The sequence below is a fragment of the Candidatus Tisiphia endosymbiont of Mystacides longicornis genome, assembly GCF_964031095.1.
Classification (GTDB): domain Bacteria; phylum Pseudomonadota; class Alphaproteobacteria; order Rickettsiales; family Rickettsiaceae; genus Tisiphia.
On record NZ_OZ035004.1, the window covers coordinates 269,806 to 284,149 of the forward strand.

Sequence of the window (14,344 nt, forward strand, 5' to 3'; positions counted from 1 at the left end):
CAAAACAACCTATTCGGCTTAGCTATAAAGGATTAATATTTGATGTTATGCGATTGATGTGTTAGAATATTTTTTGTGGATTAAACCTATCCATTACCCACTGATATTAACATTTCCATTGGTATTGGCATTAGATAATGACCCAACAAAGCTTTCTAGATTCATTAAATCATCAGCAATTAGCAGCGGTTCTACACGTGCGTGGTTCTCTGCTTGTGCTTGCTGGAGCAGGGACTGGTAAAACTAAAGTATTAACAACAAGAATAGCCAACATAATTAATCAGGGTTTAGCGTCACCTAGCAATATTTTAGCAGTTACTTTTACCAATAAAGCGGCTAGAGAAATGCAAGAGCGAATCAGTAAAATGATTGATTGTTATGGGTTGAACATAGGTACCTTTCATTCTATAGCAGCCAAGATTTTACGCCAACAAGCAGATCATTTGAATCTTAACTTAAACAGTAGATTTACTATTATTAGTCATGATGATCAGCTTAAATTGGTTAAAGACATAGTTAAGCAAGAAAATATAGACCCCAAAAAATATGTTCCTAAAGTATTGCATATTATTATCTCACGTTGGAAGGATCAAGGATTATTGCCGTGTAAACTTTCGGAATCTGACATTAAGTTACCGATTCATAAAGTGGCTAAATCTATCTATGACGAGTATCAGCAAAATTTATTAGCATCTAACGTGGTGGATTTTGGAGATTTGCTACTATACAATAATGAGTTATTTATAAAAAATCCTGCAATATTAAAGCATTATCAGGAACGATATCAATATATTTTAATTGATGAATATCAAGATACCAACGCTGTCCAATATCTTTGGGCTAGGATGCTTGCGAGTAGCACAAAGAATATTTGTTGCGTTGGCGATGATGATCAATCTATATATGGTTGGCGCGGTGCGGAAATTGGTAATATATTACGTTTTGAAAAGGATTTTCCAGATGCTACAGTAATAAAATTAGAACAAAATTATAGGTCTAGTTCAGAAATTTTATCAGCGGCATCCAGTGTAATTGACAATAACAAGAATCGTCATGGTAAAACCTTGTGGACTGATAAAAATGATGGACAAAAAGTCAAAATTATATCTTGTTGGAACGATAAAGAAGAAGCAAGATTTGTTGTATCTGAAATTGACAAATTAGTTACAGAAGGTAAGTATAATGCCAGTTTAGTTGCGATATTAGTTAGAGCTGGTTTTCAAACTAGAGCATTTGAAGAAGTTCTGATTAGTAATGCATTACCGTATAAAATAATCGGTGGTCTTAAGTTTTATGAACGAATGGAAATACGCGACCTACTCTCCTACATACGTATCACTTTAAATCATAGTGATAGTCTTGCTCTTGAGCGTATAATAAATGTTCCAAGAAGAGCCATTGGCAATACTACATTAAAACAAATAAAAGATTATGCAGCTGAACATAACATACCTATTCTTATTGCTATTCGTCAAATGTTACAAGAAGGAGTTGTTAAAAATAAGGTCAAAGATAGTTTAAATCAGTTAATTACTAACATAGATAATTGGAATTTGCAATATCAAAACGAGCCAGCACTTAATGTGACAAAAGATTTATTAAAAGAATCAGGTTATCTACCAATGTTACAAGAAGAAAAGACTGACGAGGCAATTGGCAGGATTGAGAATATTAATGAAATGCTGAGAGCAATTGCAGAATTTGGTAATATTCAAGAATTTATCGAACATTCGAGTTTGGTAATGGAAAATGAAACGTTAGAATCAAATTTTGGTGGGTCTATTAGTATTATGACTCTACATGCTGCCAAAGGTCTTGAATTTGATTTAGTTTTTTTGCCCGGTTGGGAAGAGGGGGTTTTTCCACATCAAAGATCACTAAATGAAGATGGAGAGAAAGGTTTAGAAGAAGAGCGGAGAATTGCTTATGTTGGTATTACTAGAGCAAAGAAAGAGCTGTATATTACTTATGCCGAAAGTCGTTTTATGTTTCATGAAGTAATAAGGTCTTCTCCTTCTAGATTTCTTAGGGAAATACCGGATAATGTTTGTGTTAGAACTTCTTCAACCAAACAGCTTAATTATTTAGGGGCAAAGCACAAATTTTCTTTTTAACCTAACTTGATTAATATTTGAGCCATAGTAAATGTGCGTTTATTACTCGATAATCAAGTTTTTTGTAGGGATTATAAATAGTAGGTTGTTCGGAATATATCCAAGTCACAACATCTATCTTTAAAAGCAAAATTTGTCACTCCCGCGTAGGCGGGAATCTAGACCTCTGCTTACGCAGGGGTGACACTAAGTCGAACAGGGATGACACTAATATAAATATTTTTGTTTAAGATAGTTTAAAAATATTTCCGATTGAATTCGATCTTCACCCGTAGCGTCTTTAATTAATTCACTAGTACTTTTTAATGAGCCATAGTTTCTAAGATTATTATTCAAGAATTGATTTATACCTTTAAATTCTCCTCTGGTGATTTCTTTTTTTATGTTATGATTCACTTCTTGTGCTTTTTTCATCAGCATTGAAGCAATAATTGCTCCGTTAGTATAAGATGGGAAATAACCAAAGCTGCCCATTGGCCAATGTATATCTTGTAAGCATCCATCTGTATCTGTTTGTGGAGTAATTCCTAAATATTCTTGCATCTTATTATTCCAATAATGTGGCAAATCATCCAAAGTTAGCTCTCCGCTAATTAATAATTCTTCTAATTCAAGCCTAACTATTACATGTATTGGGTAAGTAACTTCATCTGCTTCTACTCTAATAAAACTAGGGGATACTCTAGTCATTAATTTATAAAGATTCTCCCCAGAATATTCTTGTCCTTTAAATCCGAATTCGTCCTTAAGTAGCATTGATAAAAATTCACAGAATTCTCGTGATCTACCTACTTGCATTTCCATAAATAAAGACTGACTTTCGTGGACAGCCATACCTTTAGCCTTTCCTACAGGTTGGTTCTTATATTTGCTAGGCAGATTTTGTTCATATAAAGCATGACCTGTTTCATGTATAATTCCCATGATCCCTGAAATAAAATTACGTTCATCATACCTATTAGTTAATCTAATATCATCAGGAGTGCCTTGACAAAATGGATGAGCCGATTCATCTAATCTACCTTTAGTGCAATCAAACCCCATTATTGCCATAAGCCTTTTGGCAATTAGTTTTTGTTGTTCTTTATTAATAGTGTCAACTATAGGTAGGACATGTTCTTTGCTTTGTTTTTCTACTACCTGACTAATTAATTGCGGTATGGTTTTTTTAATATTATTAAAAACTACTTTAATTTCATCTAGTTTACGCTCAGGGTCATATGTGTCAAGTAAAGCATCATATTCAGTACAATTTAGGGTTTTGGCTTTAGATTTAGCCATTTCCCGTATACAATCTAATACTGTTTGTAGATAAGGTTTAAGTGATAGATAGTCATTATTCTTTTTAGCATTTCGCCAGATTAACTCACATTTTGCACTAGCAGTAACATATTTTTTTCTTAAATCATCATCTATACAGTTAGATTCTACGATCCGTCTTTTTGTTTCTCGTAAATTTGCTAATTGCCAAATATCTAGCATATCTTGGTTTTCAGAAACAGCCTGTATTAATTCACCGAGTTTTGGTGATTTTAATCTAGAATGTGCTATGGAAGATAATAGTGATATTTCGTTTGTTCTACTATCAATCGATCCTTGCGAAATGTTTACTGCGATATCCCAATAGAGTATACTAATCACGTTATTAATTTGAAAGATTTGCTCTAATTCTTGTTCTAACAATGTATAATGCTTCATATAATTATTCCCTAATTGTAACTATTTTTATAGTATACTAGTTTAGCAAAAATCACTATAATAAATACAAAAACTTGATTTTTTTATATATATAACTAACTCGACTAACATTACTTTCAATTCACAACATCATTGCGAGAAAGACCTTAGATAGACGAAGCAATCCACAAAAGTAACCAAAATGGATTGCTTCGTCGCTACTAAAGTAGCTCCTCGCAATGACGTTGTGAATTGAAAGTAATGTTAATCGGGTTAATTGCAATTATCCAATTTTTGGATAATTAATTATAACAAATTTATGTTATTATAAATTGACCATTATGAAAAATACATATTACATTACTACACCGATTTATTATGTCAATGATATACCTCACATAGGGCATGCTTATACAAGTGTTGCATCTGATGTAATAGCAAGATTTATGCGTTTATCAGGTAAAGATGTAATGTTTTTAACAGGTACTGATGAACATGGTCAGAAGGTAGAAAAATCGGCTATTGCCAAAAATGTTGAGCCGCAAATATTTACTGATACGCTGTCTGAAACTTTTCGGACATTAATGCATTCAATGAACATTTCTAATAATGATTTTATTAGAACCACAGAAGCTAGGCATAAGCAAGCGGTAAGTAGTTTGTGGCAGACATTACTTGATAATGGTGATATTTACCTAGGTAGCTATAAAGGTTGGTATTCTGTACGTGACGAAACATTTTATAATGAATCAGAATTAACAGCCGACGGATTAGCTCCAACTCAAGCTCCTGTTGAATGGCTTGAAGAACCAAGTTACTTTTTTTCTTTATCAAAATGGCAAGATAAATTATTGGATTTTTACGATGCCAATCCTGATTTCATCAGACCAAATACCAGGCGTAACGAGGTTATTAGCTTTGTGAAATCAGGGCTGCATGATTTTTCTATATCGCGTTCTAGCTTTAACTGGGGGATTAAAGTGCCAAATGATAAACAGCATATAATATATGTATGGCTTGATGCGTTAACAAACTATATTTCAGCTTTAGGATACCCAAATGATACAAGCCAATATAATAAATTTTGGCCAGCTGATGTGCATGTGGTTGGTAAAGATATATTACGCTTTCATGCAATATACTGGCCAGCATTTTTGATGGCAGCAAGGTTGCCGTTGCCAAAATGTATTATGGCACATGGATGGTGGCTTAATGAGGGACAAAAAATATCGAAATCTATAGGAAATGTAATTGACCCACTGCAGTTAATAAAAGAATTTGGTTTAGACCCAGTTAGATATTATTTGATGAGAGAGATAATATTTGGCTCAGATGGAAGTTATTCTCGAAGTGGTTTTGTTAATAGAACCAATAGTGAGTTATCTAATAAAATTGGTAATTTGTTGCAAAGAACTCTAGCCTTTGTTTATAAGAATAATGATGCAAAAATTCCGTTAATTAGCCAAGAATCTATCAATAGCATTTATGAATCATTTTTAATTAAAACGTCACAACAAATTATATCAGAAAATTTAATATTTATGGATAGATTTGATATGAACTCGGTGTTAGAAAATATTATTACTTTAACTGAAGAAGCAAATATTTACATAGATCGAGAAGCCCCTTGGCAGTTAAAAAAAACTGATCCTATAAAGATGGCGGAAGTGCTATATACGCTACTTGAAACACTAAGATATATTGCTGTAATGTTACAACCATTTATCCCTGATTCAGCTAGTAAAATGCTTGATCAGCTTGCTGTGCCAGAGGACCAGAGAATGTTTAAACATTTAACCAAGGAGTTTAGTTTAACTCCAGGCAGCATCATTAGTCAGCCAGAAGCTATATTTCCAAGATTTCAGATATAGTCAATCAAGGAGAATCATGCTTCGGTGCGGGATATTATAGTCAATTCAGGAGAATTTGGGGCTAGGAGCGATGGAGCGACGCCTATAAGTAATAGGCGAGAGACGAGTGACGACGTCTCCAACTTCTCATTAATTGACTATAGTACAACCAATACTAAAGTAACTTGGTAAAGACGTATCAATTATTATTTCTTTACCAAGTACTTTCTCAGGTAAGATTACTTTTTTGGCATGTAATAACATTTCCCTGGATAAAGCTATTGCTTCTAAGGTGCCGTATTTTCTGTCCCCTATTATAGGACAAGCTAACATTTTCGCATGAAATCGAAGTTGATGCATTCTACCAGTAAGAGGAGTAAACTCAACCAGTGTCAAATCATTATTTAACTTCTTAAGGAATTTATAGCGGGTTATCGATAATTTACCATTTTCCTCATCATTTTGCACAGTTTCATACGCCCCCCCCCTATTCTTACCTATCATACCACTAATTTCTCCCTCGGATTGTGGAAGCTTACCTAAAACTACCGCTATATAGGTTTTTTGAATATCCTTCTCCTGAAAGGCTTTAACTAATTTTATACTACTTGCATAATTTTTAGCAATTAGCAATATTCCTGAAGTATCTTTGTCTAACCTATGAACTAACTTAAAATCTGCCCCCCGACCATTTAAATATTGCAATGCATCATCTATAGATAGAGTTATCTTGCTACCACCTTGGGTGGCAAGACCTGACGGCTTATTGATTGCTATAAGCCACTCATCTTGGTAAATTAGATAATCCTTCAACAATTTACCAGCTAGTTTAATCGCTGAACTGGTAAAAACCCTATCAGAAGTTTTCAGAGTTTGTAAATTTAAACTATCCTCTATAAAAATTTGATCACCAACATTTATTCGCAGATTGGCTGCTACCTTACAAGAATTAACCATTATCTGCTTAAACCTTAAGGCGCGTTCAATCACTCCTTGAGTAAGACTAGGATATAATTTTTTTAAGTAACGATCCAACCTACAAGGCAGTTCTAGATCAACATTTAATATTGCCACTTATGCACTCTTTAATAAAAAATAACTCCACAATATACAAGATAACAGTATAATTGCACAAATCTGATGGAATAAAGCTATTAATACAGGTACTGAATATAAAATAGTAGTTATGCCAGCTAACATTTGTAATAGCAATATACCAACAATGTAATAAGCTGCTTTATTTAATTTAGGGTGTTTAGTTTTTATTAAGCTCACTACTAAAAATCCAGCACTAATACAAACTATATATGCTCCCATTCTATGAAAAAACTGAACAACCACAGGGTCGCTTAAACTATCTATAGTAAGTAGTTTAAACGTTAGTTCTTCAGGTATAAAATTATTACCCATTAATGGAAAGCTATTATATACCTGCCCAGCATCAAGACCTGCAACCAACCCCCCTAAAAAAATCTGTATATAAACTATACTAATAGTTACTAAACAACATAATTTTGCTGAACTCAAACTTATCGTTTGTTCATTTAGTAAAATATCAAAACTATTATTCATCAGCTGATAGAACAATAAATTATAGATGATAATCGCTATAATCAAATGCCCAGCTAAGCGGAAATGACTAACATATGGCTGCAAAATTAGCCCACTTTTTACCATATACCAACCCATAAATCCTTGAACCGCAAATAATAACAATATCCCCAAATATACTGGTAGTGATCTGCTAGCAATTTGCCTAGTCACCAAAAAATATACCAACGGTATCAGATATAATAAACCAACAACTCTCCCAGCAAAACGATGAATAAATTCAATCCAAAAAATAAATTTAAACTCTGAGAGAGTCATATTAATATTTTTTTGCTTATATTCGACTGATTGCTGATATTTACTAAACTCATCCTGCCACTCAGCATTATTGAGTGGTGGGACAATACCTGATACTGGCTTCCATTCAACAATTGATAAACCAGCATCAGTAAGCCTAGTAAGACCACCCCAAAAAATCATAAAAACCACCATACAGCAGCATGCAGCCAACCAAGGCTTTATTAATAGTTGTGACATTAAACCCAATATCTTTGATATCTATAATATAACAGATTTTTTTAATCCACTAATAGCTGTTTTCATTATTTTTGTAATATTTTGTATTTTTTTAATATAGTCACCTTACGTATGGTATTTAAAAGTCATATAGAAAATAGCTTGGCGTCATTGCGAGCTGATGTATCCCCACGAAATTGTTGCAAAATAACACGAGTTGCCAATTAATTGATTTTAGTAAACCCTAGACTTCACAAGGTTTGAAGAACATTTAATCAGGTCAAAAAATGCAATAAATTCTCAAAATTAGAAATTTTTTAAAATACATAGCGTTTTGATTATACTTTTCACGTGTCAAATAGTTCGTAAACTGCTTGACATCTAGGTTTTATGAGCTAACTTAATTGGCAACTCGCGTAAAATAGCAAGAATTTCGTGGGGATACATCAGCTCGCAATGACGCCAGACTATTTTCCATATGGCTTTTAAATTCCATGCGTAAGGTGAGTAATTAGTTATAGTGTTTTTTAACTCTTAATAACTACAGTTCCAGCAATTTTGTCATGTAAAGCTTGGCGTTGTTTAGAAAATAGTATAAACCAAATACCAACTAGCACTAATACATATCCACAAAATCTTTTAATTAATTGGCATTTACTAGGTTTTTCAAGAGTTATTGCATCTACTATTTTCATATGCATAATAAGTTTTCCAGGTGTGGCTCCGCAATAAATCCAAAAACCAATAAAATATGTTGATACTAGAGCAAAGTTAATGATAAGCATTAAAATAAATAATGTAAAAATACCACTAGCAGTTATGTTTTGGAGTAATTCCGGTTTTCTGCTACCCATTATTAGTATATCAGCCATATTAGCTTTAAAAAATAATAAAGATAGTCTAGATAAAATAAAGGCAGTGATTGGCGTTGTAAAAATTGACAACAAAAATGAATCTAGACAAGAAGCAAAAAGCCTAGGAACTAGTTTGGGGTATATAATTTGTTTATTCATTTTTTTTTCTAGCTTATATTGTATAATTATTTCCGATAGACTCCTAGCCCCAAATTCTCCTGAATTGACTATATTATAAATTCTCTTTCGAAAGAAGTCTAATGTAATATAAGATCCAAACCATTACCAAGCATAATATTTAATAACTCACTGGAACGAGGCACTACATCAAGATTCGTAGCAATATCAATATGTTGTTTAGGTAGGAGTTTGATATTTTTGTGATGCATTATATAAGATTTTACCGTTACATATTTTTTATCTAACAGTCTAACTCTAATTAATGGTATGGTCACATCACGGTCGGAGTTATTGGTTATCTGGTAGGAAACTTTAATTTGTCCTATTTCTTTATTTTGTTCAACATGGATGTTTCCTATAGTTAGGATATTATCATTTTCTTTATACAGAGCTGGTATGTTAAGTTTTTCTTGAAATAACAATAATAATAAAAGAATAATTACGCTAAACAATAATATAGGTAAAATATTTGAATGTTGGGGAGTTTTTGGTGGTAATAAAACTGGTAAATTGGCACCTTTGGTCAAAAATATTTTATTATTTTCATTAGTGCTAGCATTTTTTGCTGTATGATGATTTGATATAATTGGTGGTTGTTGTTCATCAAGCTCTGCTTGCTGATACCAGATATGGTTACATTGTGAACATTTGACCTTCCTACCGGTCATACCTATTTGTTCTTTCGAAACTATAAAGTTAGTGTTACAACTTGGGCAAGAAATACTCATTTACGTACTCTAATTTAGATACTCAAATTATTTTAGTATATTAGGTTGACTTAAAGATAAAGTAAATTATGATTTTTTTTATAATTTAGCAAGGATGTTATGCAAAAACATATTAATACTATAGAAGAATTTTGGCAAATACGCGACAAATTAACCCAAAATTCAGAAAAAACTAATTATGCCAAACAAATATTGCAGGATATTATTAATGGTTTGAATCAAGGGGTAATCAGGGTTTGTAAGAAAGAAGGGGCTGATTGGCAAGTTAATCATTGGGTAAAAAAAGCTATTTTATTACATATGATGGTAACTGATCCACAAATTTACTCTGGAGATTGCATGAGGTGGTATGATAAAATTGCCCCCAAATTTTCTACAGATTATAGTACAGAATTATTTCAAACAGATGGCTGTCGTATTGTTCCCGGAGCAATTATTAGAACAGGGGTCTATTTAGCAAAAAACGTTGTTGTTATGCCTTCTTTTATTAATATAGGGGCATATATAGGAGAGGGAACAATGGTTGATACCTGGGCTACTATAGGCTCATGTGTCCAAATAGGCAAGAATTGTCATATTTCCGGTGGAACAGGTATTGGTGGTGTGTTAGAACCAATCCAAAATAATCCGGTAATAATCGAAGATAATTGTTTTATAGGTGCAAGATCAGAAATAGCAGAAGGAGTTTTAGTAGAAGAGGGAAGCGTAATTAGTATGGGAGTATTTATTGGTGCTTCTACGAAGATAGTAGATAGAGAAAGTGGCAAAATAATTTATGGTAAAGTTCCAGCCTATTCAGTTGTAGTACCTGGTAGCTTGCCTGCTGATTCAGGGAAACCAAGTTTATATTGTGCCGTAATCGTTAAGCAGGTAGATGCCGGAACTAGGAGTAAAGTATCTATAAATGATTTGTTAAGAGGCAATTAAAGATATGGGAAACAACGAATTAAAGATTATAGTTGAGACCAAAACCCTAACTCATGCTCTGACTTTTGCTAATTCTGTAGTAGAGAAACGTAATGTAGTTACCGAACTTAGTCATATTAAATTATCATCGAAGGATGGTAAACTAGAGTTAATGGCTACTAATATGGAAATATATTTAAGCCAGAAAATAGCTGCTCAAGTAATAAGTGAGGGGGCAATAACAGTATCTACTAAAACATTAAATGATATAGTAAAAAAGATACCTGATAAAGATATAGTACTCAATGTGTCAAATGAAACAGAGCAGCTTGAAATTGTAGGAAAGAATTGTGCTTTTAATCTTCTAACTTTACCTGCTGACCAATTCCCCACATTAGATGATATTAATGTTGAAGCTACTTTTAAAATACCTTGTCGTGACTTTGTTAAGATGATTGAGGGTACTTTGTTTTCAGTATCTCTTGATGAAACTCGCTATAATCTTAATGGTGTTTATTTTTACGTAAAAGATGAAGAATGTTATATGGCTAGTACTGATGGTCATAGATTATCAGTGTCAGTAGTGGAAATGACCTATGAAGTTAGCGAATTTGGCGTTATTTTATCTAAAAAAACTCTCGAAGAAATTGTCAAAATATTAAAAGATCCTAAAAATATTCAATTAGAGGTAGAAATTTTTCTAAGTGTGAATAGGGTTAAATTTGTTTGCAATGATATTATGATGGTATCAAAACTAATTGATGGAACCTTTCCAGATTACCAAGGTTTTATTCCAGTAGAAAACAACTATAAGCTTACTATTAATACCAAATTGCTAGCTGATGTTATAGATAGAGTAGCAACAATAACTATAGATAAATTTCAAGCAATAAAATTAACTTTATCAAAAGATTTACTTGAAATTACGGCTTCTGGGGAAGCAAGGGGAGCAGCCAAAGAGACTATACCACATTCACTAGATGAAAATAATTTATGTGTTTTTGATCATGAAGAATCTTTGTCTATAGGTTTTAATCCTAAATATCTTACTGAAGCCCTCAATTCTATATTAAATGCTACTAAAGCAAACCAAGTTGACCTATATTTTTTGGATGCATCATCGCCAATGTTATTAAAAACGCTTCAGAATCCTAAAGACGTTTTCGTGATTATGCCAGTTAAAGTTTGATCACCACAAGAACATCACTTATAGCTCCTTGCTAATATAGTCAATTGAGGAGAAGTTTAAGAAAACAATAATTGAGAAACCGTCATTGCTAGAAGGCGTAGCCGACGAAGCAATCCACAAAAGTGATTAGAAATGGATTGCCACGCCACCTACGGTGGCTCGCAATGACGCTTGAAATGCATAAATGTCATTGGCAAGACCATGCAATGGTTTAAGCAATCCAGAAAGTGAGCAAAAATGGATTGCTTCGCCCATTACATGGTCTGGCAATGACGTTTTGTACTTTTCCGGAATTTTTAAATTGTCATGGGGTTTATGTGTAAGGTAAGTTAATAAGTTGTTTTAACAACTTTTAAAGTAGTGAAGGTATGTTTATGAATAAATTAAATGAAATAGATCAGTTGGTTTATCTTCTCTCTAAACTACCTGGTCTTGGTCAAAGATCAGCAAGGCGTATAGTCTTACATCTTTTACAAGAAAAAGATGTTAGGCTAAAAAGTCTAATTTCAGTTCTTTGTTGTGTAGATAGTAATGTTGTCAAATGTAATATTTGTGGTAACATAGATTCTCATCATATTTGCAGAGTATGTTCATCTGATGATCGCAACGAATCTATCATAGCAATTGTTGAGACAGTGACAGAATTATGGGCAATAGAGCGTAGTGGTATTTTTAAAGGACATTATCATGTACTAGGGCATAATTTATCAACTTCTAATGGTCACAACCCCAAAGCACTAAGACTACCGGAATTATTAGCTAGATGCCAGGATAAGAACATTAATGAAATAATTATTGCAACTAATTCTACTTTAGAAGGTCAAACTACCGCTTATTTCATTACTGAATATTTCAAAAATTCCACCATCAAAATATCAAGACTAGCTAGTGGCATTCCAATAGGCGGAGAACTGGACTATTTGGATGAAGGAACTCTATCTGCTGCAATAACATTAAGACAGCCTTTTGAATAATTTATTAAAAGTTATTTATTTTATCAAAATATTAGGTATTATACATAAAGTGTTGGTTATATAATTTGATAACTTCTATTAATGAATTATTCAAGGTTACTATAATAAATTGTTTACATATATTGTTAAATGATTATTTAAATAGTTTAACCTTTTCTTAGTTATTTTATATTTCCCTCACTATACTACTTTGATCTTAAGAATTGAATTCCATTTTGAATGGTGAGTACATATTAAACACTAATAAGATTAGTGAGCATGTAAATTCATGATAAAATGAGAAAGTGATTCTTAAAAACAAAGCAATATATCATTTTTTTAGGTAAAATAATCATATGCTCCAACTTCTTTGGGCTATTTTAGTTATATTTTTGATTCCTGTATTTTTTTATATTTGCAGGTATGCGATGTTTTCATGGTTCAATTTAAGAAGTAATTCAAAGACTAAAATATTAGCATTAGAACAGAAATTATCAGAACAAGATAATATTTTAAATCATGTTACTCATGAAATAAGGAGTTCAATACATGGCGGAAGTAGTATATCTCAATTTTTATATGAAAATTGGGATAAAATGGATGAGCAAGAGCATATAAAATATGTTGGTATAATAGCTAAGAATAATCAGCATATTATAAAATTAATTAATGATCTACTAGACCTATCTAAATTTAGTACTGGGAGGATGAATTTTAATTTTGTTGCTATGGATTTATTATCTTCTATAAAAAATATTGTGCAACAATTTACAGAATTAAATATATTTAACGATAAAGTCAATATTATTCTTATTAATAATAAGATTACGAAAGCAATGATTAGTGGGGATGAAATTAGGATCAGTCAATTATTAAATAATTTATTTAATAATGCACTCAAATATACTAAAGAAGGGTTAATTGTGGCAATAATTAATTTAAAAAATTATGATGATAAGCCTTATTGGTCCTTTAGCTTAATCGATACAGGCATAGGAATCCCAGACTCAGAGCTTGAAAATGTTTTTGAAGTATTTACTCGTAGCTCACGAACTAATGATAATTCTATTATTGGTACTGGCATTGGTTTATCTATTTGCCGGGAAATTATATTAGCTCATAATGGCTATATTTATGCCGAAAATAACCGTAGAAAAGGAACAAGGGTAGAATTCATGATTCCTGTATATGATGAAAAAGAGACATAAAATGTTGGCAAAGTGTAATATTATAAAAGTATTTACTATACTTTTTGTTGATGATGAACCAATCTGCCATGACGCGATAAATTTAGTGCTACGTCATGAACAGAAATATAGAATTATCAATGCTTATACCGGGCAAGAAGGCATTGATTTATTTAAAATACATACTAACAAAATAGACCTAATATTTCTTGATATTTCTCTTCCTGATATGACAGGTTGTGAAGTGCATAAACAGATAAGAAGTGATAAAAATCTTGCTCATATTCCTATAATTTTCCAAAGTGGTTTGTCTAGCAATCATCAGGAAATACAAGAATTTTTACAAGAGCAAGCAACATACATAATCCGCAAACCATATAAAAATCAAGAATTGCTTAAAACTATAAGGCAGTTCTATAAAGCTCCATAGAGTTATAGTCAATTCAGGGAAATTAGGTAGCAGGAGCGATGATTGACGCCATCACCAACTTCTCATCAATTGACTATAGGAATATCATAGGAGGGATTATATCACCTTCGAGTTTAGGCGTAACCAGGAAATTACTTAGCTATAGAAGTTATTTTTGCAAAATTGAAAAATTTAGATTAGTGAGTAGTATATAATATGGTATACTTCAA

At 32.2% G+C, this 14,344-nt stretch carries 13 protein-coding genes and 1 pseudogene; 8 read left to right on the plus strand and 6 right to left on the minus strand.

From position 1 onward, the window contains the following. Positions 1–137: 137 nt before the first annotated feature. Positions 138–2,114 carry a UvrD-helicase domain-containing protein gene (locus ACQH6S_RS01490; RefSeq protein WP_425364634.1) on the plus strand — a complete coding sequence of 659 codons (1,977 nt, stop codon included), beginning with the start codon at positions 138–140 and terminating at the stop codon, positions 2,112–2,114. Between the two features lie 207 nt (positions 2,115–2,321). On the opposite strand, the gene ACQH6S_RS01495 is transcribed toward ACQH6S_RS01490, so the two are convergent. Then, on the minus strand, positions 2,322–3,812 hold the full coding sequence (locus ACQH6S_RS01495) for a carboxypeptidase M32 (RefSeq protein ID WP_425364635.1): 1,491 nt from the start codon (positions 3,810–3,812) through the stop codon (positions 2,322–2,324). A gap of 320 nt (positions 3,813–4,132) precedes the next feature. Between ACQH6S_RS01495 and metG the strand changes: the two genes are divergently transcribed. Together metG and ACQH6S_RS01505 are read left to right on the plus strand one after the other, a co-directional pair. Further along, a complete protein-coding gene (gene metG / locus ACQH6S_RS01500; protein ID WP_425360792.1) occupies positions 4,133–5,662 on the plus strand; it encodes a methionine--tRNA ligase in 1,530 nt (509 codons plus the stop codon). Between the two features lie 24 nt (positions 5,663–5,686). After that, the gene (locus tag ACQH6S_RS01505) at positions 5,687–5,833 is read left to right on the plus strand and encodes a palindromic element RPE2 domain-containing protein (RefSeq protein WP_425360793.1); all 147 of its coding nucleotides are present in this window, start codon (positions 5,687–5,689) and stop codon (positions 5,831–5,833) included. On the opposite strand, the gene ACQH6S_RS01510 is transcribed toward ACQH6S_RS01505, so the two are convergent. The 5 genes and pseudogenes from ACQH6S_RS01510 to ACQH6S_RS01530 form a co-directional block, all read right to left on the minus strand. Continuing rightward, entirely contained in the window at positions 5,792–6,709 is a 918-nt protein-coding gene (locus ACQH6S_RS01510; RefSeq protein WP_425360872.1) for an RluA family pseudouridine synthase, read from the minus strand. The genes ACQH6S_RS01505 and ACQH6S_RS01510 overlap by 42 nt on opposite strands. A gap of 6 nt (positions 6,710–6,715) precedes the next feature. Continuing rightward, positions 6,716–7,729, minus strand: coding sequence for a COX15/CtaA family protein (locus ACQH6S_RS01515; protein ID WP_425360794.1), 1,014 nt, complete (start codon positions 7,727–7,729; stop codon positions 6,716–6,718). 506 nt (positions 7,730–8,235) lie between these two features. Next, positions 8,236–8,721, minus strand: a complete 486-nt coding sequence (locus tag ACQH6S_RS01520) for an RDD family protein (protein WP_425360795.1) — start codon at positions 8,719–8,721, stop codon at positions 8,236–8,238. Between the two features lie 98 nt (positions 8,722–8,819). Further along, positions 8,820–9,410: a hypothetical protein gene (locus tag ACQH6S_RS01525; RefSeq protein ID WP_425364729.1), complete on the minus strand. Its 591-nt coding sequence runs from the start codon at positions 9,408–9,410 to the stop codon at positions 8,820–8,822. After that, positions 9,411–9,470: pseudogene (locus ACQH6S_RS01530) on the minus strand (MJ0042-type zinc finger domain-containing protein); the annotation flags it as partial. It lies immediately after the preceding gene. Between the two features lie 99 nt (positions 9,471–9,569). On the opposite strand from ACQH6S_RS01530, the gene dapD reads away from it, so the two are divergent. The 5 genes from dapD (at position 9,570) to ACQH6S_RS01555 (ending at position 14,135) form a co-directional block, all read left to right on the plus strand. Beyond that, positions 9,570–10,397 (plus strand): 2,3,4,5-tetrahydropyridine-2,6-dicarboxylate N-succinyltransferase, encoded by an 828-nt coding sequence (gene dapD, locus ACQH6S_RS01535; protein ID WP_425360796.1) that lies wholly within the window; start codon positions 9,570–9,572, stop codon positions 10,395–10,397. A 4-nt stretch (positions 10,398–10,401) separates the two neighbouring features. Further along, on the plus strand, positions 10,402–11,565 hold the full coding sequence (dnaN, locus tag ACQH6S_RS01540) for a DNA polymerase III subunit beta (protein WP_094649099.1): 1,164 nt from the start codon (positions 10,402–10,404) through the stop codon (positions 11,563–11,565). 374 nt (positions 11,566–11,939) lie between these two features. Then, positions 11,940–12,539 (plus strand): recombination mediator RecR, encoded by a 600-nt coding sequence (gene recR / locus ACQH6S_RS01545; protein ID WP_094649100.1) that lies wholly within the window; start codon positions 11,940–11,942, stop codon positions 12,537–12,539. 407 nt (positions 12,540–12,946) lie between these two features. After that, on the plus strand, positions 12,947–13,726 hold the full coding sequence (locus ACQH6S_RS01550) for a HAMP domain-containing sensor histidine kinase (protein ID WP_341748582.1): 780 nt from the start codon (positions 12,947–12,949) through the stop codon (positions 13,724–13,726). A gap of 1 nt (position 13,727) precedes the next feature. Further along, positions 13,728–14,135: a response regulator gene (locus ACQH6S_RS01555; protein WP_157905655.1), complete on the plus strand. Its 408-nt coding sequence runs from the start codon at positions 13,728–13,730 to the stop codon at positions 14,133–14,135. The last annotated feature ends 209 nt before the right edge of the window (positions 14,136–14,344 follow it).

Excerpts from the sequence above, each read along its gene's own strand:
- ACQH6S_RS01490 (WP_425364634.1), top strand. The coding sequence starts at position 138 with ATGACCCAACAAAGCTTTCTAGATTCATTAAATCATCAGCAATTAGCA.
- ACQH6S_RS01495 (WP_425364635.1), bottom strand. The coding sequence starts at position 3,812 with ATGAAGCATTATACATTGTTAGAACAAGAATTAGAGCAAATCTTTCAA.
- metG (WP_425360792.1), top strand. The coding sequence starts at position 4,133 with ATGAAAAATACATATTACATTACTACACCGATTTATTATGTCAATGAT.
- ACQH6S_RS01515 (WP_425360794.1), bottom strand. The coding sequence starts at position 7,729 with ATGTCACAACTATTAATAAAGCCTTGGTTGGCTGCATGCTGCTGTATG.
- ACQH6S_RS01520 (WP_425360795.1), bottom strand. The coding sequence starts at position 8,721 with ATGAATAAACAAATTATATACCCCAAACTAGTTCCTAGGCTTTTTGCT.
- ACQH6S_RS01525 (WP_425364729.1), bottom strand. The coding sequence starts at position 9,410 with ATGACCGGTAGGAAGGTCAAATGTTCACAATGTAACCATATCTGGTAT.
- dapD (WP_425360796.1), top strand. The coding sequence starts at position 9,570 with ATGCAAAAACATATTAATACTATAGAAGAATTTTGGCAAATACGCGAC.
- dnaN (WP_094649099.1), top strand. The coding sequence starts at position 10,402 with ATGGGAAACAACGAATTAAAGATTATAGTTGAGACCAAAACCCTAACT.
- recR (WP_094649100.1), top strand. The coding sequence starts at position 11,940 with ATGAATAAATTAAATGAAATAGATCAGTTGGTTTATCTTCTCTCTAAA.
- ACQH6S_RS01550 (WP_341748582.1), top strand. The coding sequence starts at position 12,947 with ATGTTTTCATGGTTCAATTTAAGAAGTAATTCAAAGACTAAAATATTA.
- ACQH6S_RS01555 (WP_157905655.1), top strand. The coding sequence starts at position 13,728 with ATGTTGGCAAAGTGTAATATTATAAAAGTATTTACTATACTTTTTGTT.